The sequence below is a fragment of the Curtobacterium sp. BRB10 genome, assembly GCF_031844325.1.
GTDB classification, from domain to species: domain Bacteria; phylum Actinomycetota; class Actinomycetes; order Actinomycetales; family Microbacteriaceae; genus Curtobacterium; species Curtobacterium poinsettiae_A.
The window spans coordinates 601,810-622,129 of the sequence record NZ_JAUZVA010000002.1 but is presented as its reverse complement, the minus strand read 5'-3'; the positions used below and the strand labels follow the sequence as shown (position 1 = coordinate 622,129).

Below are 20,320 nucleotides of genomic sequence, written 5' to 3'. Positions count from 1 at the left end.
TGCTCCTCGGCTCGAGTTCGAGCTTCAGCCACAAGGCTTGTGTTCTTGGCTTGCCACCGGTTGTTCGTCGGACCCGAAGGTCCAGTGGCTCATCCCGAGGGGAGAGAACCGGTGGGCTTGTCATCCTAGGCGTCGAAGCGATCCGGCGCAAGGCCTGATCTGAACTTCAGTGGAGGATGGTCCCGCTTGAGGGCCGACGTGCTCTGGGCTTTCGCTCCAGCCGCTCCGCCGCACCTTTGGGGTGACGAGTAAGAACTATACGCAGCCCTGAGCGGGTGCGCCAAGCCAGCTCCCATCCCGGGCGTGTCGCGTTGTGCAACACACGTCGCCCGGACGCAGCGATGCCCGGTTCCACAGGGGAACCGGGCACCACAGGCGGTCGAGCAACCGGGATCAGGCGAGTGTCACGCCGGCGAGGGTCTTCTTGCCACGGCGCAGCACGAGCACTCCCCCGGGCAGGGCGAGATCGGACAGCGGGGCGGCCGGATCGTCGGCCCGGACGTTGTTCACGTAGACACCGCCCTGTTCGATCGCGCGGCGGGCTTCGCCGAGGGACTTCACGAGTTCGGTCTCCACGAGTGCACGTGCGACGTCCGCTCCGGAGTCGAGCGTGACCGACCCCGGCAGCGCGGCGATCGCCGACCGCAGGGTCTCCGGGTCGAGCGCGCCGAGCTCGCCGTTGCCGAACAACGCGGCTGCGGCATCGATCGCCGCCTGGGTCGCCGCCACCCCGTGCACGATCGAGGTGACCTCGAACGCCAGGGTCCGCTGGGCCGCTCGTCGGAAGGGTTCGTCGGCGACGGCCTGCTCGAGTCGTTCGATCTCGGCACGCGTCAGGAACGTGAACTGCCGCAGCCGGGCGATCACGTCGGCATCCGCCGTGTTGAGCCAGAACTGGTAGAGCGCGTACGGCGAGGTCATCTCGGCATCGAGCCAGATCGCGTTGCCCTCGCTCTTGCCGAACTTCGTGCCGTCGGAGTTCGTGATGAGCGGGGTACCGAGGGCATGCACCGTCGCACCTTCGGCGCGACGGATGAGCTCGGTGCCGGAGGTCAGGTTGCCCCACTGGTCCGAGCCGCCGGTCTGCAGCGTGCACCCGTACTGGCGCCAGAGCTCGCGGTAGTCGAGCCCCTGCAGGATCTGGTAGCTGAACTCGGTGTAGCTGATCCCCGCATCGGAGTTCAGCCGCGCGGCCACCGCGTCCTTCTTGAGCATCGAGTTGACGCGGAAGTACTTGCCGACGTCACGAAGGAAGTCGATCGCGGACAAGGGGGCGGTCCAGTCGAGGTTGTTCACCAGGCGGACACCGTTGTCGCCGGCCGGGCTGAGGAACCGGGACACCTGTGCCTGCAGCCGGGACACCCACTCCGCCACGGTCTCCGGGGTGTTCAGCGTGCGCTCGGCCGTGGGCCGGGGATCGCCGATGAGACCGGTCGACCCACCCACCAACGCGAGCGGCTTGTGCCCGGCGAGCTGCAGCCGCCGCATGGTCAGGAGCTGCAGGAGGTTGCCGCAGTGCAGCGACGGCGCCGTCGGGTCGAAGCCGCAGTAGTACGTGATCGGCTCACCGTCGAGGGCCTCTTGCAGCGCGGTCTCGTCGGTCGAGACCTGCACCAGACCGCGCCACTGCAGTTCGTCCCACACCGAGTCGAAGGCCGGGTCGTTCTGCTGGCGCGTCAGGACGTCTTGAGCGGTATCACTGGACACCCCGCCATCGTAGCGGCGACGGACGTCCGGCAGGCGCGGCAGCCGGGAGGCCCGCGGCCGGGTTCACGAGTCGAGGGCGCCCTTGTGTCGTCGGTACGTCGAGACCGTGGGGTCACCCGTCAGCCAGAAGCGCCAGGGGTACCGCACCCCGCCGGCGATGCCGCCGACGCCGGTGCGCGGGCCGCGGGAGATGCGCGGGACCGCAGCGCCCGCGGGCGGACCGGGCAGGGTCTCGGACAGGAGCTCGTCGATCACGCGGGCCGGTCCGGCGGAGGCGAGCCGGGCCTCCAGGCCGGGTGTCAGGGTGAGCACGAACGGGCCGGACCCGTCGAGGAGCGACGTGCCGTCGTCCTGCCCGAGGACCGCTCCGAGCGCACCACCGAGGTTGCCGGGCCCGCGTGCCAAGGCGACGTCCGCGACCTTCGACCCGCGACGCGCTCGCGCGACGTCCAGTCCCTCGACGACCTGCGCAGCGCGCAGCAGGGAGCCCGACGAGGTACCGGCCGGCCCGCTCACGACGTTGACACAGGTGTGGATGCCGTACGAGCGGTAGGCGTACAGCGTGCCGGGCGGGCCGAAGAGGTGTCGGTTGCGCTCCGTCATCCCCCGGTGACCGTGTGATCCGGGATCGGTGGGGCCGGAGTAGGCCTCGACCTCGGTGATGCGGAGCGCCACGCCGCGCCCGGCGATCGTGGCACCGAGCAGGGCCGGCGCGGCGATCGGTGCGGGCTCGGCGAGCAGCGCGGCGATCCCCTCGGTCATCGCGAGAAGGGTGCGCCCTCGGCCAGGTCGCGGACGCGGCGGGTGACGGACGCGAGCTGCTCGGCGACGCGGTCGGGTGCGGTGCCCCCGACGCCGGAGCGCGACGCGACGCTGCCCTCGATGGTCAGGACGGAACGGACGTCGGGCGTGAGGTGCTCGGACACCGCGCGGTACTCGTCGTCGGTCGGTTCGTCGAGCTCGATGCCGCGCTCCTCGCAGTACCGGACGAGCGCGCCGGAGACCTCGTGCGCGTCCCGGAACGGGACGCCCTGGCGGACCAGCCACTCGGCGACGTCCGTCGCGAGCGAGAACCCCTGCGGTGCGAGCTCGGCCATCCGGTCGGTGTCGAAGGTCAGGGTCGCGATCATGCCGGTGAACGCGGGCAGCAGGACCTCGAGCGTGGCGACGGAGTCGAAGACCGGCTCCTTGTCCTCCTGCAGGTCGCGGTTGTAGGCCAGGGGCAGCCCCTTGAGGGTCGCGAGGAGCCCGGTCAGGTTGCCGATCAGACGCCCCGACTTGCCCCTGGCGAGTTCCGCGATGTCCGGGTTCTTCTTCTGCGGCATGATGCTCGAGCCGGTCGAGAACGCGTCGTGGAGCCGGACGAAACGGAACTCCTTCGTGTTCCAGAGGATGACCTCTTCCGACAGCCGCGAGACGTCGATGCCGATCTGCGCGAGGACGAACGCGAACTCGGCAACGACGTCACGGGCGGCCGTGGCGTCGATCGAGTTGTCCGCCGGGCGGTCGAAGCCCAGCTCCGCGGCGATCGCGGCGGGGTCGAGGCCGAGCGAACTGCCCGCCAGCGCACCGGCACCGTACGGGCTGACGCTCGCGCGGCCGGCCCAGTCGCGGAGGCGCTCGAGGTCGCGGACCAGCGGCCAGGCGTGCGCGAGCAGGTGGTGGGCCAAGAGCACGGGCTGCGCGTGCTGCAGGTGCGTGCGCCCCGGCATGATCGCGCCCGGGTGCTCGGTCGCCTGCTGGGTGATCGCGTCGACGAGGTCGATCACGAGCCGGCCGATGCGACGCCCGTGGTCGAGCATGTGCATACGGCCGAGGGTGGCGATCTGGTCGTTGCGGCTGCGACCCGCGCGGAGCTTGCCGCCGAGTTCGGGACCGAGGTCGGCGATGAGCAGGCGCTCGAGGGCGCCGTGGACGTCCTCGTCGGAGTCGCCCGGCTGCAGTGTGCCGTCAGCGTGCGCCGCTTCGAGCCGGTCGAGGCCGGCGAGCATGCGCTCGAGCTCGTCGGCGGTCAGGTAGCCCGCGGTGTGGAGCGCTCGGGCGTGGGCTCGGGACCCCGCGATGTCGTAGGGCGCGAGCTGCCAGTCGAAGTGCGTCGACTTCGAGAGCGCGGCGAGGGCCGCACTCGGGCCGTCGGCGAAGCGGCCGCCCCAGAGGGCACCGGTGTTGGTGGCGTCGGTCTTCTCGTCGGTCATGTCGTCCTGCGTCGTTTCGTCGGTACTGGGGGCGGGCCGGGCGGCTGGGGCCGCGGGCCGTCGGTCGGTGCGGTGCGGCTGTCGGTCAGTTCGCCGCATCGCGGCGGGCGGAGATCTTGCTGGGCAGTGACCAGAGCTCGATGAACCCCCTGGACACGGACTGGTCGAACGCGTCGCCGGTGTCCGACGTCGCCAGGTCGAAGTCGTAGAGGCTCTGCTCCGACCGACGGCCCGTCACCGTGGCACGCCCACCCTGCAGCCGCAACCGGACGTCGCCGGAGACGTGCTGCTGAGTGTGCTCGACGAAGGCGTCGAGGCTGCGCTTGAGTCCCCCGAACCACAGTCCGTCGTAGACCAGGTCGGCCCACTCGGACTCGACGCCGCGTTTGAACCGGGCGACGTCGCGCTCGAGGGTGAGGCTCTCGAGTTCCTCGTGCGCAGCGATGAGCGCGATCGCGGCCGGCGCCTCGTAGACCTCGCGCGACTTGATCCCGACCACCCGGTCCTCGACGACGTCGATCCGCCCCACCCCGTGCTTGCCGGCGACCGCGTTGAGCTCCTGCACCATGCGCAGCACGCTGAACCGCTGCCCGTCGAGGGCGACCGGGACACCGCGGTCGAAGGTGATCGTGACCTCGTCGGGCTGCTGCGGGAGCGCCGGGTCCTGCGTGGTCGCGTAGAGGTCGGCGTCGGGGGCGTTCCACGGGTCCTCGAGGAGGCCGGTCTCGACGGCCCGCCCCCACACGTTCTGGTCGACCGACCACGGCTCCCGCTCCGAGTGCTGGATCGGCAGCCGGTGCTCCTGGGCGTAGGCGAGGGCGCGGTCGCGGGTCAGGGCGAGGTCCCGAACGGGGGCGACGGTTCGCAGGTCCGGTGCGATCGCCGCGACCGCTGCTTCGAAGCGGACCTGGTCGTTGCCCTTGCCGGTGGAGCCGTGCGCGACGCTGTCGGCACCGAGTTGCTTCGCCGTCAGCGCGAGGTGCTTCGCGATGAGCGGACGGCTCAGCGCCGAGACGAGCGGGTACCGCTTCTGGTAGAGCGCGTTGGCCCGGAGCGCCGGCACGATGTACTCGTCGGCGAACTCGTCCTTGGCGTCGACGACGAGCGATTCGACGGCGCCGCAGTCGAGCGCACGCTGCCGGACCGCACCGAGGTCCTCTCCGCCCTGGCCGACGTCGACAACGAGTGCGACGACGTCCTTGCCGGTGGCGTCGCGCAGCCAGCCGATCCCGACGGAGGTGTCGAGACCGCCGGAGTACGCGAGGACGACGCGGTCAGCCACTGGTGTTCGATCCGTCGGCTAGTCGTTGGCGAGCAGCCAGGCCAGCAGCGCCTTCTGGGCGTGCAGACGGTTCTCCGCCTCGTCCCAGATGATGCTGCGCGGGCCGTCGATGACGTCGGCGGTCACCTCGAACCCACGGTCGGCCGGCAGGCAGTGCATGAAGACTGCGTCGTCGGCGGCGTGCGCCATGAGCGCGTCGTCGACGCGGTACCCCGCGAAGGTGTCGAGACGCGACTGCTTCTCGGACTCCTTGCCCATCGACACCCAGGTGTCGGTGACGACCACGTCGGCGCCCGCCACCGCGGCCACCGGGTCGGTCACCACGAGGACGGAGCCGCCCGTGACGGCGGCGCGTTCCTCGGCGTCGGTGACGACCTGCGCCGACGGGGAGAACTCGGCGGGGGCTGCGACACGGATGTGCATGCCCGCGGTCGCCCCGGCGAGCAGGTACGACTGCGCCATGTTGCTCGCACCGTCGCCGATGAACGCCACGGTCTGCCCGGCGAGGGCACCGCGGTGCTCACGGATGGTGAGCAGGTCGGCGAGGAGCTGGCAGGGGTGGAAGTCGTCGGACAGCGCGTTGACGACGGGGACCGTCGTGCCGGCGGCCATCTCCTCGAGCCCGGCCTGACCGTAGGTGCGCCACACGATCGCCGACACCATGCGCTCGAGCACGCGGGCGGTGTCCGACGGGGTCTCCTTGCCGCCGAGCTGGCTGTTCGCCGTCGAGATGATCAGTGGGCTACCGCCGAGGTCGGAGATGCCGACGTGGAAGGACACCCGGGTGCGGGTCGACGACTTGTCGAAGATCACGGCGACGCTCTGCGGACCGGCCAGCGGCTGCTCCGCCCAGCGGTCGGCCTTCATGCGGTCGGCGATGTCGAGGATCGCGGACTGCTCGGCCTGGCTCAGGTCGTCGTCACGGAGGAAGTGGCGGGTCATGCGGTGGGCTCCTGCGCTGCGGCGACGGCCGCGAGGCTCTGGGCGAGGATCGACAGGAACTCGTCGATCTCGGCGTCGGACACGATGAGCGGCGGTGCGATGCGCAGGCTCGACTCGTTGGGGGCGTTGATGATGAGGCCACGCTCGAGGGCGGCGGCGTTGACGGCCGGGCCGATCGGACCGGTCAGACCGACGCCGATGAGCAGGCCGGTGCCTCGGACCTCTTCCACCAGCGGGGAACCGATGGCGCGGATGCCGTCTCGGATCCGCTCGCCCTTGACCACTGCGCCGGCGACCAGGTCGGCGCGCTCGATCTCCTCGAGCACCGCGTTCGCGACGCGGGTGCCGAGCGGGTTGCCGCCGAAGGTCGAACCGTGCTGCCCGGCCGAGAACAGGTCGGACGCCCAGCCGAACGTGACGAGGGCGCCGATGGGGAAGCCGCCGGCGATCCCCTTGGCGACGGTGATGGCGTCCGGCGTCACACCGTGGCCCTGGAACGCGAACCAGTTGCCGGTCCGGCCGACACCCGTCTGGATCTCGTCGAGGATCAGCAGTGCGCCGTGCTCCGCGGTCAGTCGGCGTGCCGCCAGCAGGAAGCCCTCGGGCAGGTCGACCACGCCGGCCTCGCCCTTGATGGGTTCGAGGACCAGGGCGGCGACGGAGTCGTCGATCGACGCTTCGAGCGCCTCGATCGAGGTGTCGATGTGCTCGACGCCCGGGATCATCGGCAGGAAGTCCTGCTGCAGCGCGGGCTTGCCGGTGAGCGCGAGGGCACCCATGGTGCGGCCGTGGAAGCCCTGCTTGAGCGCGATGATCCGGGTCTTCGTGCCATCCGCACCCTTGTTGAGGCGGGCCAGCTTGAACGCGGCTTCGTTCGCCTCGGCGCCGGAGTTGCCGAAGTAGACACGGCCCGCGTCGCCCGCGCCGGTGATGCGCTTGAGGCGCTCGGCGAGTTCGAGCTGCGGCGGAGTGGCGAAGTAGTTCGACACGTGCACGAGCTTCGCGGCCTGGTCGGCGATCGCCTCGACGAGCGCGGGGTGCGCGTGACCGAGCGAGTTCACCGCGATGCCTGCGAGGAAGTCGAGGTACTCGTTGCCGTCGACGTCCCAGACGCGGCAGCCCTGGCCACGCTCGAGCATGATCTTCGGCGGGGTCAGGGATCGCATGAGCGACGCCCCGAACCGGTCGTTCCAGGTCTCGGTCTGCGTCTCGGTGCTCACTGCTGGTGTCCCTTCTCGTCCGTACCCGCCACGTGCTGGCCGGTACTGCTGTCGATCGACGGCGACGCCACGCGACGGCCGATCTCGGCGTGGGTCATCTGGTTCTCGGTTCGTCGGCTCGGGTCCGGGATCACCTCGGTTCCCGCACCCCGCAGGGTGAAGACCTCGAGCAGGATCGAGTGCGGGATCCGGCCGTCGATGATGGTCGCACCGCCGACCCCGCCGACCACGGCGTCGAGGCACGCGGTCATCTTGGGGATCATCCCCGACTCGAGACTCGGCAGGAGTGCACGGAGCTCGTCGACCGCGATGAGGTCGACGATCGAGTCACGGTCGGGCCAGTTGCGGTACAGACCGGGCACGTCGGTGAGCATCATGAGCTTCGAGGCCCGGAGCGCGATCGCCAGGGCTCCGGCCGCCGCGTCCGCGTTCACGTTGAGGGCCTGGTCGGGGTGCGCGTCGTCGATCGCGATGCTCGAGACGACCGGGATCCGGCCGGCCTCGATCGCGGCGAGCACACCCGACGGGTCGACGTGGGTGATGTCCCCGACGTGGCCGAGGTCGTACTCCTGGCCGTCGACGACGACGCCCTTCTTCTCGCCGGTGAACAGCGAGCCGCCGTCGCCGAACACGCCGACGGCCAGACCCTCGCCGTGTTCGTTCATCAAGTCGACGATCTCGCGGTTGACCTCCCCCGCCAGGACGTCGCGGACGACGGTGATCGCCTCGGTCGTCGTGACACGGTAGCCGCCGCGGAACTCGGACTCGATGCCCTGTTCCTTGAGGGCGGCGGAGATCTGCGGGCCGCCGCCGTGCACGACGACGGGGTGCAGGCCGGCGTAGCGCAGGTAGACCATGTCCTCGGCGAAGGCGCGCTTCAGGTCCTCGTTCACCATGGCGTTGCCGCCGAACTTGACCACGACGACCTTGCCCGAGAAGCGCTTCAGCCAGGGCAGCGACTCGATGAGCGTCGCGGCCTTGACCGCGGCGAACTCGTGTTCTTCTTCCTTCGTGAGGGGCGTCCCGGCCCCTTCGGTGTCGTTCGCCATCAGCTGGAGTACGCGCTGTTCTCGTGCACGTAGTCGTGCGTGAGGTCGTTGGTCAGGATCGTGGCCGAGTGCGCGCCGACACCGAGGTCGATGCGCACGTGGGTGTCACGCGGGGTCAGGTCGACGGAGTCGCTCGGCTCGTCGGGTGCGCCCGCGTGGCAGACCCGGATGCCGTTCATGCTGACGTCCACCGCGTACGGGTCGAACTCGGCGTCGGTGGTGCCGATCGCTGCGAGCACCCGGCCCCAGTTCGGGTCGTTGCCGAAGACGGCCGCCTTGAACAGGTTGTTCCGGGCGACGCTCCGACCGACGGTCACGGCGTCGTCCTCGGTCGCGGCGTGCACGACCTCGATCGCGATGTCGTGGCTCGCGCCCTCGGCGTCCTGCTGCAGCTGGCGGGCCAGGTCGGCACACACCGCGGTCAGGGCCTCCTGGAAGTCACCGACCTCGGGCGTCACGCCGCTCGCACCCGACGACAGCAGGACGACCGTGTCGTTCGTCGACATGCAGCCGTCGGAGTCGACCCGGTCGAACGTGATGCGGGTGGCGGCGCGGAGCGCCTGGTCGAGCTGGTCCGGAGTCTGCACGGCGTCGGTCGTGATGACGACGAGCATCGTTGCGAGACCCGGGGCGAGCATCCCCGCGCCCTTGGCCATGCCGCCGACGGTCCAGCCGTCCTCGGTCACGACGGACTGCTTGGCCTTCGTGTCCGTCGTCATGATCGCGGTCGCCGCGTCGGGACCGCCGTCGCCACTGAGTGCCGCACTCGCCAGCTCCACGCCGCGGAGCACGTTGTCGCGGAAGGTCTGGTCGCCCACACCGATGAGCCCGGTGGAGCAGACGACGACGTCGCCGGCTCCGATCCCGAGGGCATCGCCCACGGCTTCGGCCGTCAGGTGCGTGGTCTGGAAGCCGAACGGGCCGGTGAAGCAGTTCGCGCCGCCGGAGTTCAGGACGACGGCACGGGCGACGCCGTCCCCGACGACCTGGCGGGACCAGATGACGGGGTGCGCCTGGGCTCGGTTGCTGGTGAAGACGGCGGCCACGGCTGCGTCGGGCCCGTCGTTGACGACGAGGGCCACGTCCGGCTTGCCGCTCGTCTTCAGGCCTGCGGTGACACCGGCGGCGCGGAAGCCCGCTGCCGCGGTGACGCCCTGGAGGCCCGGCTCGGTCTGGGTGGTCGTGCCTGCGTCGGTCACGGTGCGACTCCGTCCACGCTGAGGCCCGTGGTCTCGGGGAGACCGAGGGCGATGTTCGCCGACTGGACGGCGGCGCCGGCCGTGCCCTTGGCGAGGTTGTCGAGCGCGGTCACCGCGACGACGCGGCCGGCGGCCTCGTCGACGGCGATGCCGACGAGCGCGGTGTTCGCACCGATGGTGTCCGCGACCCGGGGGAACTCGCCTTCGGGCAGCAGGTGCACGAAGGGTTCGTCGGCGTACGCCTGTTCCCACGCGAGCCGGACGTCGCGTGCGCTGACGCCGGGCGAGAGCTTCGCGGTGGTGGTCGCCAGGATCCCCCGCGACATCGGGACCAGGACCGGCGTGAACGAGATCGTCACGTCGGCGGCCCCCGCGACCTGCAGGTTCTGCTGGATCTCGGGGACGTGCCGGTGCGAGCCACCGACGGCGTAGGCGCTGGCGGACCCCATGATCTCGGAGGCCAGGTAGGTGGTGCTGAGCTTCTTGCCGGCGCCACTCGGACCGACGCTGAGCACGGCGACGAGGTCGTCGGACTCGACGAGACCGGCCTGGACGCCCGGCTGGATGCCGAGCGTCACCGCGGTGACGTTGCAGCCGGGGACCGCGATGCGCTTCGTGCCGACCAGGGCGGAACGCTGCTTGCCCTGCGACGCGATGTCGTCGACCTCGCGCCATTCATCGGCCGAACCCGGGGTGGGCGCCGCGAGCAGGAGCTCGGGCAGCCCGTAGGACCACGCACCGAAGTAGTCGCCGCCGTAGAACCGCTCCCACGCCGCCGGGTCCGTCAGACGGTGGTCTGCGCCGCAGTCGACGACGAGCGCATCATCGCCGAGTTCCGCGGTGATCGCACCCGACTGGCCGTGCGGCAGCGCCAGGAACACCACGTCGTGCCCGCGCAGCGTCTCGGCCGTCGTCTCCGCCAGGGTCAGGTGCGACAGCGAACGGAGGTGCGGCTGGGTCGCGATCAGGGGCTGCCCGGCGTTCGAGAACGCCGTCACCGTCCTGACCTCGAACTCGGGATGGGCGGAGAGCACGCGCAGGAGCTCACCACCCGCGTAGCCGGAGGCTCCCGCCACGGCGACGGATACGGACATGGGATTCCACCTTTGGTCGGACTGGTCGTCGAGAGAGTCGGAGGCGGCGACCCCGGGCGGTGCTGATCCCGTGTGGGTCAGTCGCGCAGGGTCGCCCCGAATCGCTCGCCGGCACGTCGGACAGCGCCGTCACGGGCCTCGGTGGCCTCGGCAGCGGTCAGCGTGCGGTCCGTGGCACGGAAGCGCAGGGCGAACGTCAGGGACTTCTGTCCCTCGTCCACGCCGGAGCCCCGGTAGTCATCCACGAGCCGAGCATACTCCAACAGGTCTCCGGCGCCAGAGCGCACCGCATCCAGCACGTCACCGGCCGGCACACCGGCGTCGACGACGAGCGAGAGGTCCTGCGTGGCTGCCGGGTACGAGACGATCGGCGCGACCGCGACGAGTTCCGGGGCCGCGGCGACCAGCGCGTCGAGGTCGAGCTCGACGACCGCCACCACGCGGGGCAGGACGGCGGCCTCGGCCAGTTCGGGCAGGAGCTCTCCGGCGAGGCCCACGACCGTGCCGTCGACGAGCAGCGACGCGGCACGGCCCGGGTGCAGGGACGGGTGGGTCGTCTGCGCGACGGTGAGTTCGACACCGACGGCCCAGGCGACCTGGCGGGCCGCATCGATCGCGTCGGCGATGCCGAACGGTTCCGCCGTGGTGCCGGGCTGCTTGACGACCCGGTGGCCGGTCAGCAGTGCGGCGACGTGGAAGGGCTGGGCGGGCAGCGAGGCGTCCAGCGCCTCGAGCGCCGCACGATCGGGCCGGGCGGCACCCGCCGGGACCTCATCGGTGCCGAGCGTCACGCCCGTCACCGGCAGGAACACCCGGGACGTCTCGTAGAGCGCGACGTCGACGAGCCCGCGCGACACGTTGCGACGGGCTGCGTCGACCAGGGCCGGGACGCCGCTCCGGCGCAGGAGGTTCTGCTCGCTGTCCAGGGCGTTGGCGAGCACGACGCTCGGTCCGCCCTGCGGGTCGATCCCCGGGTAAGCGTCCTGCGTGGCCACCGACACGAACGGTGCCGTGACGACCTCGGTCAGGCCCGCGGCGGCCAGCGCCGCGGCGACCCGACGACGAGCCTGCTGGTGCCGGGTCAGGCCCCGACCGGGCGGAGCGACCGGCAGCACGCTCGGGATCCGGTCGTAGCCGACGATGCGCGCGACCTCTTCGACGAGGGTGGTGTCGTCGGTCAGGTCGGGACGCCAGGTGGGCGGGGTGACCGAGAGCTGCTCGTCGTCGGCCTCGACCGTGGCACCGATCGCACGGAGCGTGTCGATGACCTCGGCGTCGGTGTAGTCGACGCCGACGAGGTCGGCGGGACGCGAGAGCCGCATCGTCACGGTCGCCCGCGGCTCGGTGTCGACGAGCGTGGACCCGAGGGCGTCGGCGGTGCCGCCGGCGAGCTCGACGAGGAGCTCGACGGCACGGTTCGCCGCGGCCTCGGCCACCTGCGGGTCGACTCCACGCTCGAAGCGACGGGATGCCTCGCTGGGGAGCTTGTGGCGACGAGCGGTGCGGGCGATGGAGACCTGGTCGAACCCGGCGGCCTCGATCAGGACGTCGGTCGTGCTCGCCGAGATCTCGGTGCGGGCTCCGCCCATGACGCCGGCGAGGCCGATCGGGCCGTCGTCGTCGGTGATCACGAGGTCTTCCGGGTCGAGCTTCCGGACCGTGCCGTCGAGGGTCTCGAGCGTCTCGCCAGTGATCGCCCGGCGCACGCCGAGGCCGCCCGCGACGGTCTGCAGGTCGTAGCCGTGGAGCGGCTGGCCGAGCTCGAACATGACGTAGTTCGTGATGTCGACGGGCAGGGAGATGGAGCGCACCCCGGCAAGCGAGAGGCGCGAAACCATCCAGGCCGGTGTCTTCGCGGCCGGATCGATCCCGCGCACGACGCGCGTGACGAACGTCGACGCTCCGACGCGACCCCGGATCGGGGCCTGGTCGTCGATCGTGACCCGGAAGCCCTCGGCCGCACGCGGCGCGACGCGGTCGACGGGGTCGTGGAAGCTGGCTCCGGTGGCGTGCGCGTACTCACGGGCGACCCCGCGCATGCTGAGCACGTAGCCGCGGTCCGGTGTGACGTTGATCTCGACCGCGGCGTCGTCGAGGCCGAGGAGCGCGATGGCGTCGGCGCCGACGGTGGGGTCCATGCCGAGGTCGGCGAACCGCAGGATGCCGTCGTGCTCGTCACCGAGCCCGAGCTCGCGGGCCGAGGCGATCATGCCGTCTGACACGTGTCCGTAGGTCTTGCGGGCGGCGATCGGGAACGGCCCGGGCAGGACTGCGCCGGGCAGCGTGACGACGACGAGGTCGCCGACGTCGAAGTTGTGCGCGCCGCAGACGATGCCGCGCGGCTCGGCTTCACCGACGTCCACCTGGCACCAGTTGATGGTCTTGCCGTTCTTCTGCGGCTCGGGGACGCGCTCCAGGACCCGGCCGACCACGATGGGACCGGTCAGGTCGAAGGTGTGGACGTCCTCTTCCTCGAAGCCGACCGACACGAGCGCCGCGTGGACGTGCTCGAGGGTGACGTCCTCGGGGAGGTCGACGGACTCACCGAGCCAACGGAGTGGGACGCGCATCAGACCACCGTTCCGAACTGCTGCGAGAAGCGGATGTCGCCCTCGAGGAAGTCACGCATGTCGTTCAGGCCGTTGCGGAACTGCAGTGTCCGCTCGATGCCCATGCCGAACGCGAAGCCCTGGTACTCGTCCGGGTCGATCCCGGCGGCACGCAGGACGTTGGGGTTCACCATGCCGCAGCCACCCCACTCGACCCACCGCGCGCCGCCCTTGGCGTTCGGCTGCCAGACGTCCATCTCGGCGCTGGGCTCGGTGAACGGGAAGTAGTTCGGGCGGAGCCGGATCTGTGCCTCGGCGCCGAACATCTGCCGGGCGAAGTGCTCGAGCGTGCCGCGCAGGTGCGCCATCGTCAGGCCCTTGTCGATCGCGATGCCCTCGACCTGGGTGAAGACCGGCAGGTGCGTGGCATCGAGCTCGTCGGCACGGTAGACGCGGCCCGGCGCGATGACGTACAGCGGGAGGTCACGCGACAGCAGCGACCGCACCTGCACCGGGGAGGTGTGGGTGCGCATGACCAGGTGCCGGTCGACGGGCTCGACGAAGATCGTGTCCGCCATGGCCCGGGCCGGGTGGTCCTGGTCGAAGTTGAGCGCGTCGAAGTTGAACCACTCGTGCTCGAGCTCGGGGCCTTCCGCCACTTCCCACCCCATGCCGACGAAGATGTCGGCGACGGCTTCGTTCAGCAGCGAGAGCGGGTGGCGGGAGCCGACGGCGCGGTGGACCGGCAACGCGGTGACGTCGACGCGCTCGGCTTCGAGCCGTGCGCGCTCCTCGGCCACCGCGAGCACGGATTCCTGCTCGGCGATCGCCGCGTTCACCCGCCCACGGGCCTGCCCGACGAGCTTGCCCGCCGCGGCCTTCTGCTCCGGCGGCACACTGCGCATCGATGCGTTCATCCGCGCCAACGGTGACTGCTCACCGGTGTGCTCGGCCCTGGCCTGCTTCAGTTCGGCGACCGTCGTCGTGGCACGGACGGCGGCGAGGGCCGCGTCCACCGCGTCGGCGACGGCCGATTCACTGATCTCGAGAGGTTCTGACACGAGACCCAAGCCTACCGGCCGTCGGGATACCACCCACCTGCACCGAGCGGACGGTGGATGGCCGACGCCGACGACCGGTCCGTGGAGGAGCGTCAGTTCCGGAGCGCGAAGGCCGACTCGTACAGGCAGACCGACGCGGCGGTGGCGAGGTTCATCGACTCCGCCTGTCCGTAGATCGGCACCTTGACGGCCCGGTCGACGAGGGCGAGGTCCTCGGCGGTCAGCCCGCGGGCCTCGTTGCCGAAGACCCACGCGGTCGGTCCGTCGAGCATCCCCTCGGCACGGACCACCGGCAGGTCGTCGCCGGAGACGTCCGCCGCGAGCACCGTGTACCCGAGGGCCCTCGCCCGCTCGATCGTGTCGGCCAGGGTCACGCCGACGGACACCGGCACGTGGAACAGCGACCCGGTCGTCGACCGGACCACCTTCGGGTTGTACGGGTCGACCGAGCGTCCGGTCAGCACCACCGCGTCGGCACCGGCCGCGTCGGCGGCCCGGATGATCGTGCCGGCGTTCCCCGGGTCCCGCACTTCTTCGAGGATGGCGACCAGTCCGGGCAACGCGGCCTGCTCGTCGGACGCATCACGGGCCTCCCGGTCGGCGGCAGCCGCAGCGCGGTCCGGGAAGACGTCCTTCACCGACGTCGGGAACTGCTGGCACACCGCGACCACGCCCTGCGGCGTGACCGTGTCGGCCATCGCGTCGAGCACCTGCTCGGTCACGAACCAGGTGTCCACCGGCGCGTCGTCGAGCCCGTAGCGGGCAGCGGCGGTCGGGGTCACGTACAGCTCACGCAGGAGCTCCGGGGCGTACTCCAGCGCTTCGCGGACCGCTTGGGTCCCTTCCAGCAGGAACAGGCCGGTCTCGGCCCGGACGTCCTTCTTGGCCAGGGCCGCCACGGCCTTCACGCGTCCGGCACGGGGGTTCTCGAGGAGATCGCTCACGACCCAAGTCTAGGAACGACGAAACCCCCGCCGTGCGGCGGGGGTTTCGCGAGCAGAAGAACTGACTACGCAGCCTTCGGGGCCGAGGTGTCGGCCGGGAGGGCCTTCTTCGCGGTCTCGACGAGCGCGGTGAAGGTCTCGGGGTTGTTCACCGCGAGGTCGGCGAGGATGCGACGGTCGACCTCGACGCCGGCCAGGTTGAGACCCTGGATGAGGCGGTTGTAGGTCAGGCCGTTCGCACGGGACGCAGCGTTGATGCGCTGGATCCACAGGCGACGGAACTCGCCCTTCTTCGCGTGACGGTCGCGGTACGCGTAGACGAGGGAGTGGGTGACCTGCTCCTTGGCCTTGCGGTACAGGCGCGAACGCTGGCCGCGGTAGCCCTCGGCGCGCTCGAGGATGACGCGGCGCTTCTTGGCGGCGTTGACCGCTCTCTTTACTCGTGCCATTGCACTATTCCTTTACGATCCGGGGGCTCAGTGGCCGAGGAGCTTCTTGACGTTCTTCGCGTCAGCCTTGGAGAGGACCTGGTCCTCGTTCAGGCGGGCCTTGCGCTTGGCGCTCTTGACCTCGAGGTTGTGACGCATACCGGCCTGCTGCTTCATGATCTTGCCGGTACCGGTGACCTTGAAGCGCTTCTTCGACCCGGAGTGGGTCTTCTGCTTGGGCATGGTGGTGCCTTTCCGTGGGATGGATGGGGGGCCGCGTCGTTGCGGGGTCGGTCCGGGGACCTATTCGGCCGCGGCGTCCGTGGACTTCGCGGCTGCCTCGGACGTGGAACCGGCCTCGGCGTCGTCCTTGCCCTTCGCGGCGTGCTCGGTGGCACGACGCTCGGCCTTCTGCGCAGCACGCTTGGCGTTCTGCTCGCCCTTGACGTCGGACTTGTTCTTGAGCGGAGCGATGATCATCGTCATGTTGCGGCCGTCCTGGGTCGGACGGGACTCGACGACACCGAACTCGGCGATCTCTTCCGCGAACTTCTGGAGGAGTCGGACACCCTGCTCCGGACGCGACTGCTCGCGACCACGGAAGAGGATCATCGCCTTCACCTTGTCGCCACCGAGGAGGAACCCCTCGGCGCGCTTGCGCTTCGTCTCGTAGTCGTGCACGTCGATCTTCAGGCGGAAACGGACCTCTTTCAGGTCCGTGTTCACCTGGTTGCGACGGGCTTCCTTGGCCTTCTGAGCGGCTTCGTACTTGAACTTGCCGTAGTCCATGATCTTGGCCACGGGCGGCTTCGAGTTCGGCGCGACCTCGACCAGATCCAGTTCGGCTTCCTGCGCGAGACGCAGTGCCATGGCGATCGGGACAACGCCGACCTGCTCACCCTGCGGACCGACGAGTCGGACTTCGGGAACGCGGATTCGGTCGTTGGTACGGGGATCGGTGATGCGGAGCTCCTTCAATCAGGTGGTGGCCGTCCGGGGCGTTTGCCCTGGACGACAGCACGAGAGAGGAGATCTGACGCACGGGATGTCGACCCGTTCGGCAGCCGCCCTGCATCGGGTCCGTCGGACCCGACCGACGAGCACAACTCGTGCACTCGCGGAGCGGTGGTGACCCGGTAGCCTGGTGGAACGCGGCCGCGGGTGGGAGAGACTCCTCTTTCGTGACACCGTCCGGACACTCTCAGGAATACCTGAGGGCACACGGACAGCATCTGCCGCGGGCAAGCCTAGCAGAGGAGCACCGTGAGCGACACCCCGACCGACGAGGACAGCATCGGCATCGACGCCGCCAGGGACATCGCGGAGGTGCCGGCGGTCGAACTCATCAACACCGTTGCGGTGCACCTGCTCAGTGCCGCGGCCGTGAAGGTCGGCCTGGCCGACGACCCACAGGAGCAGACCGACCTGGACGAGGCGCGGAAGCTCATCACCGCGCTGGCCGGACTGGTCACGGCCGCCGCGACCGAGATCGGCGACCACCACGCCCGCCCGCTCCGCGACGGGCTGCGGTCGCTGCAGCTCGCCTTCCGCGAGGCGTCGGCGATCCCGGACCCGATCGGTGCCGGACCGGGCGAGAAGTACACGGGTCCCGTCAACTAGACGACGTCACCAGATGGCGGACGGGAGGCCCGTGGCGGTGTCGCCACGGGCCTCCCGTCCGTCCGTGGGTCGCGCTCAGGACCCGCTGTCGCCGACCAGGCGCGCGACGGCCGCGAGCGGGATGCCGACCCAGTCGGGTCGGTTGCGGGTCTCGTAGACGACCTCGTAGACCGCCTTGTCGAGCTCGAAGGCGTCGAGCAGTGCGCTGTGGGCGGCGAGGTCCGCGCCGGCGCCCTGCTGGTAGCCCTCGAGGAAACGGGCTCGCGCCTCGGCCGCCCAGGCGGCCGCGTCGACCGGTTCGGCGTCGTGCGCCAGCGCACCCGCGACGTAGTCGAACGAGCGGAGCATGCCCGCGACGTCGCGCAGGGTGACGTCCGGCAGCGAGCGTTCGTCGAGGGGGCGGAGCGGTTCGCCCTCGAAGTCCAGGAAGACCCACCCGCGGGGGTCCGGTGCCGACAGGACCTGTCCGAGGTGCAGGTCACCGTGGATGCGCTGCAGGTCCGGCCACGCGGCATCGGCGGCACGGTCGTAGACCGCACGGACGGCGTCGGCGTGGTCGGCGACGGCCGGGGCCTCGCGGGCGGCGGTGTCGAGCCGGGCGTGCATCGTCGCGACGGCGGCGTCCCGTCGGGGGGCGTCTGCCGGTTCCGTCGGCAGCGCTCCGGCCAGGGTGCGGTGCACGTCGGCGAGCGCGGTGCCGAGCTGCTCGGCGCGGTCACCGAACGGGGCGCCGACCTGCGCCTCCTGCAGGGCGACGCGCCAGGCGTCGTCGAGCCCGGGCAGGAACTCCTGGGCGAAGGCGAGGTGTCCGGTCGCCGTGCCGTCCGGGCGTCCGACGTCGGGCCAGTCGGCGCGGAGCGCACCGTAGACCCGCGGCACCCGCGTGCTGCCCGCCGCCGTGAGGGCGAGCTGCGTGGTCACGTCGGGGTTGTCGCCGTGGTGCAGCACGCGGAAGACCTTGATGATGACGCGGTCGCCGGACTCGGTGTCGCAGATGACCGACGTGTTGGACTGCTCGCCCGTCAGGACACGGGCCGCGGTGACCCGGCCGATCGGGCTGAGGCTGTCCGGTGCCGCGTCGATGCGTGCGGCGAGTGCCGACACCCACGCGAGGTCGGTGGTGGCGTCGACGATCGCGCCGTCGCGGTCGCTGGTGATCGGTGACTGGTAGAGGACGGGGACCGCGGGGGCCTCGTCGAGCACCAGCCGCGTCCCGTCGTCGGTGGAGATCGTCCGGAGGTGTGGCACGGAGCCCTTCGAGGCGTACCAGCGGCGGTCGGCGATCCAGGACTCGAGGTCGCGGTCGCTCGGCGTGCTGGTGTCGGGGGCGCTCGTGACTGCGCTGGTGTCTGCGCTCGTGACTGCGCTGGTGTCTGCGCGGGTGTCGGGGGCGCTGGGTGCTCCGTCGCTCATGCAGCGGAACCTACGCGCCGTGCCCTGGCGAGGTGCCGAGTCCCCCACAGGACGGGACGGGGAGCGCTCCGTCCACAGAACCCCGCTGCCCCCGGTCTGACACGGGTGCATCGGACGACACTTGCGGCATGCCCCGATCCGCTGCCGTTCCTCCCCCCGCCGCTGACGCTGCACGTGCGCTCCCCGACCCCCGCCGGACCTGGCGGGTCCTCGACGACCGCAGGCTCCCCGCACTCGAGCCGTTCGCCGCCGACGTGCGCCGCCATGAAGCGGTGACGGTGCGCGAGACGGTGTGGGACTCCGACGACCGGGTGCTCGCCGCCGAGGGCGTCGTGCTCACACGCTTGTCGGACGGCACCTGGACGATCGACCGGGGTGCCGACGGGGTCGGCCCGGAACCGCTCGACGGCGCCTCCGACGGTCCCCCACGGGACGCCGTTGAGGTCTTCCTGCGTGGTCGTCCGCTGCGGGTGGTCCTGGTCCGTGACACCACCACGACGCTCGTGACCCTCCGCGGCAGGGACGGCCGGGTGCGGGCCGAGGTCGCCGACGTGCGCGTGGACGACGGCGACCCGGACACCACCGTGCTGCGGTCGTCGCGGTGGTGGGCCCTGACTGACGACGGACACGACGGTGCCACGGCACGAGCGGCCGGACGAGCGTTGCACGACGCTGCGACCGATCCGGTGGACGTCGCGTCGGCTCCGCTCCCCCGGGGCCCGGAGCCCGCCCCGGAGCGCCGACGCGGCCGAGCGAAGCGCCCCCGGCCGGACACCGCCGCGGGGTTCGTCCTGCGGGTGCTCGATGCCCTGCGGCGTGACCTCGTGGCGGCGGACCCCCGGGTACGAACCGACGAACCCGAGGCCGTGCACGACCTGCGGAAGGTGCTGCGACGCCTGCGGAGTGTGCTCGCGGCGTTCCGCGGCGCGCTCGACCGCCAGGCGACGGAGCAACTCCGTGCCGCCCTGGCCGAGACCGGGCGGGTCGCCGGAACCGCTCGCGACGCCGAGGTGCTGCACGCCGGCCTGTCCCGGTCGGCGGCACGTGCCCCCGACGGGTACGTGGACGCGGAGACCCTCGACCGCATCGGTTCGGAGACCGCGGAACGCCGCGGCGTCGCTGCGGCCGAGCTGCGGCGAGCGCTGCGTTCCGACGCCTGGTTCCGGACACTCGACGCCCTCGACGACCTGCTGCTGCGGGCGCCGGCAGGCCCGCACGCGGACGACGACGGGGTGACGTTCGTCACCCGGCGCATCCGGCACGAGCGGGCACGCGTCGGTCGGCTGCTCGGTGACACCGGCGATGACCTCGACACCCTGCACGAGGTCCGGAAGGCCGCGCGCCGGTTGCGCTACGCCCTGCAGGCGGCCGGTGATCTTCCCGACGTCGGGAAACGCCGGCTCGGTCGACTGCGACGGGTGCAGGAGACCCTGGGCGAGACGCTCGACGCCGCGCACGCGGCCGATGCGTACCGACGGCTGGCAGCCGTGGCGGCGCAGCACGGTGAGGACACGTTCGGGTACGGCGTCCTGGCGACGACCGAGCAAGCGGCCAGCACGCAGGGGCTGCACCGATCGCGGAAGCTGCTCGCGCGGCTCTGACCGGGTGCGAGAATCG

General features: G+C 71.2%; 18 protein-coding genes. 2 read left to right on the top strand and 16 right to left on the bottom strand.

Features of this window, described 5'->3' with window-relative positions:
* Positions 1–393: 393 nt before the first annotated feature.
* The 15 genes from tyrS to infC all read right to left on the bottom strand — a co-directional run bounded on the left by tyrS (position 394) and on the right by infC (position 16,648).
* On the bottom strand, positions 394–1,707 hold the full coding sequence (gene tyrS / locus Q9R26_RS06840) for a tyrosine--tRNA ligase (RefSeq protein WP_311226865.1): 1,314 nt from the start codon (positions 1,705–1,707) through the stop codon (positions 394–396).
* Positions 1,708–1,770: 63 nt separating this feature from the next.
* Positions 1,771–2,469, bottom strand: a complete 699-nt coding sequence (locus tag Q9R26_RS06835) for a DNA-3-methyladenine glycosylase (RefSeq protein WP_311226864.1) — start codon at positions 2,467–2,469, stop codon at positions 1,771–1,773.
* Positions 2,466–3,902: an argininosuccinate lyase gene (gene argH / locus Q9R26_RS06830; RefSeq protein ID WP_311226863.1), complete on the bottom strand. Its 1,437-nt coding sequence runs from the start codon at positions 3,900–3,902 to the stop codon at positions 2,466–2,468. Before argH ends, Q9R26_RS06835 begins: the two co-directional genes overlap by 4 nt.
* An 85-nt stretch (positions 3,903–3,987) precedes the next feature.
* Positions 3,988–5,184 (bottom strand): argininosuccinate synthase, encoded by a 1,197-nt coding sequence (locus Q9R26_RS06825; protein ID WP_311226862.1) that lies wholly within the window; start codon positions 5,182–5,184, stop codon positions 3,988–3,990.
* Between the two features lie 18 nt (positions 5,185–5,202).
* The gene (argF, locus tag Q9R26_RS06820; RefSeq protein WP_182065266.1) at positions 5,203–6,126 is read right to left on the bottom strand and encodes an ornithine carbamoyltransferase; all 924 of its coding nucleotides are present in this window, start codon (positions 6,124–6,126) and stop codon (positions 5,203–5,205) included.
* A complete protein-coding gene (locus Q9R26_RS06815) occupies positions 6,123–7,346 on the bottom strand; it encodes an acetylornithine transaminase (protein WP_311226861.1) in 1,224 nt (407 codons plus the stop codon). The genes argF and Q9R26_RS06815 overlap by 4 nt, the downstream gene beginning before the upstream one ends.
* Complete coding sequence (gene argB, locus Q9R26_RS06810) at positions 7,343–8,395, bottom strand: acetylglutamate kinase (protein ID WP_182065268.1); 1,053 nt, start codon at positions 8,393–8,395, stop codon at positions 7,343–7,345. The genes Q9R26_RS06815 and argB overlap by 4 nt, the downstream gene beginning before the upstream one ends.
* Positions 8,395–9,594, bottom strand: a complete 1,200-nt coding sequence (gene argJ / locus Q9R26_RS06805; protein WP_262139143.1) for a bifunctional glutamate N-acetyltransferase/amino-acid acetyltransferase ArgJ — start codon at positions 9,592–9,594, stop codon at positions 8,395–8,397. The genes argB and argJ overlap by 1 nt, the downstream gene beginning before the upstream one ends.
* On the bottom strand, positions 9,591–10,688 hold the full coding sequence (locus Q9R26_RS06800; protein WP_182065270.1) for an N-acetyl-gamma-glutamyl-phosphate reductase: 1,098 nt from the start codon (positions 10,686–10,688) through the stop codon (positions 9,591–9,593). Before Q9R26_RS06800 ends, argJ begins: the two co-directional genes overlap by 4 nt.
* Before the next feature lie 77 nt (positions 10,689–10,765).
* Positions 10,766–13,258 (bottom strand): phenylalanine--tRNA ligase subunit beta, encoded by a 2,493-nt coding sequence (gene pheT / locus Q9R26_RS06795; protein WP_311226860.1) that lies wholly within the window; start codon positions 13,256–13,258, stop codon positions 10,766–10,768.
* Positions 13,258–14,298, bottom strand: coding sequence for a phenylalanine--tRNA ligase subunit alpha (gene pheS, locus Q9R26_RS06790; protein ID WP_262139146.1), 1,041 nt, complete (start codon positions 14,296–14,298; stop codon positions 13,258–13,260). The genes pheT and pheS overlap by 1 nt, the downstream gene beginning before the upstream one ends.
* 92 nt (positions 14,299–14,390) lie before the next feature.
* Positions 14,391–15,242: an RNA methyltransferase gene (locus Q9R26_RS06785; protein ID WP_311226859.1), complete on the bottom strand. Its 852-nt coding sequence runs from the start codon at positions 15,240–15,242 to the stop codon at positions 14,391–14,393.
* 65 nt (positions 15,243–15,307) lie between these two features.
* Positions 15,308–15,691 carry a 50S ribosomal protein L20 gene (gene rplT, locus Q9R26_RS06780; RefSeq protein ID WP_017887975.1) on the bottom strand — a complete coding sequence of 128 codons (384 nt, stop codon included), beginning with the start codon at positions 15,689–15,691 and terminating at the stop codon, positions 15,308–15,310.
* Positions 15,692–15,718: 27 nt separating this feature from the next.
* Positions 15,719–15,913: a 50S ribosomal protein L35 gene (gene rpmI / locus Q9R26_RS06775; protein ID WP_056120818.1), complete on the bottom strand. Its 195-nt coding sequence runs from the start codon at positions 15,911–15,913 to the stop codon at positions 15,719–15,721.
* A gap of 60 nt (positions 15,914–15,973) precedes the next feature.
* Positions 15,974–16,648 carry a translation initiation factor IF-3 gene (infC, locus tag Q9R26_RS06770; protein ID WP_311226858.1) on the bottom strand — a complete coding sequence of 225 codons (675 nt, stop codon included), beginning with the start codon at positions 16,646–16,648 and terminating at the stop codon, positions 15,974–15,976.
* Between the two features lie 285 nt (positions 16,649–16,933).
* Between infC and Q9R26_RS06765 the strand changes: the two genes are divergently transcribed.
* Positions 16,934–17,290 (top strand): DUF1844 domain-containing protein, encoded by a 357-nt coding sequence (locus Q9R26_RS06765; protein ID WP_182065275.1) that lies wholly within the window; start codon positions 16,934–16,936, stop codon positions 17,288–17,290.
* 75 nt (positions 17,291–17,365) lie between these two features.
* On the opposite strand, the gene Q9R26_RS06760 is transcribed toward Q9R26_RS06765, so the two are convergent.
* Entirely contained in the window at positions 17,366–18,703 is a 1,338-nt protein-coding gene (locus tag Q9R26_RS06760) for a phosphotransferase (protein ID WP_311226857.1), read from the bottom strand.
* A gap of 128 nt (positions 18,704–18,831) precedes the next feature.
* On the opposite strand from Q9R26_RS06760, the gene Q9R26_RS06755 reads away from it, so the two are divergent.
* On the top strand, positions 18,832–20,304 hold the full coding sequence (locus Q9R26_RS06755; protein WP_311226856.1) for a CHAD domain-containing protein: 1,473 nt from the start codon (positions 18,832–18,834) through the stop codon (positions 20,302–20,304).
* Positions 20,305–20,320 lie beyond the last annotated feature (16 nt).

Coding starts and splice junctions, on each gene's coding strand:
- Q9R26_RS06835 (WP_311226864.1), bottom strand. CDS start 2,469: ATGACCGAGGGGATCGCCGCGCTGCTCGCCGAGCCCGCACCGATCGCC.
- argH (WP_311226863.1), bottom strand. CDS start 3,902: ATGACCGACGAGAAGACCGACGCCACCAACACCGGTGCCCTCTGGGGC.
- argF (WP_182065266.1), bottom strand. CDS start 6,126: ATGACCCGCCACTTCCTCCGTGACGACGACCTGAGCCAGGCCGAGCAG.
- argB (WP_182065268.1), bottom strand. CDS start 8,395: ATGGCGAACGACACCGAAGGGGCCGGGACGCCCCTCACGAAGGAAGAA.
- Q9R26_RS06800 (WP_182065270.1), bottom strand. CDS start 10,688: ATGTCCGTATCCGTCGCCGTGGCGGGAGCCTCCGGCTACGCGGGTGGT.
- pheT (WP_311226860.1), bottom strand. CDS start 13,258: ATGCGCGTCCCACTCCGTTGGCTCGGTGAGTCCGTCGACCTCCCCGAG.
- rplT (WP_017887975.1), bottom strand. CDS start 15,691: ATGGCACGAGTAAAGAGAGCGGTCAACGCCGCCAAGAAGCGCCGCGTC.
- rpmI (WP_056120818.1), bottom strand. CDS start 15,913: ATGCCCAAGCAGAAGACCCACTCCGGGTCGAAGAAGCGCTTCAAGGTC.
- Q9R26_RS06760 (WP_311226857.1), bottom strand. CDS start 18,703: ATGAGCGACGGAGCACCCAGCGCCCCCGACACCCGCGCAGACACCAGC.
- Q9R26_RS06755 (WP_311226856.1), top strand. CDS start 18,832: ATGCCCCGATCCGCTGCCGTTCCTCCCCCCGCCGCTGACGCTGCACGT.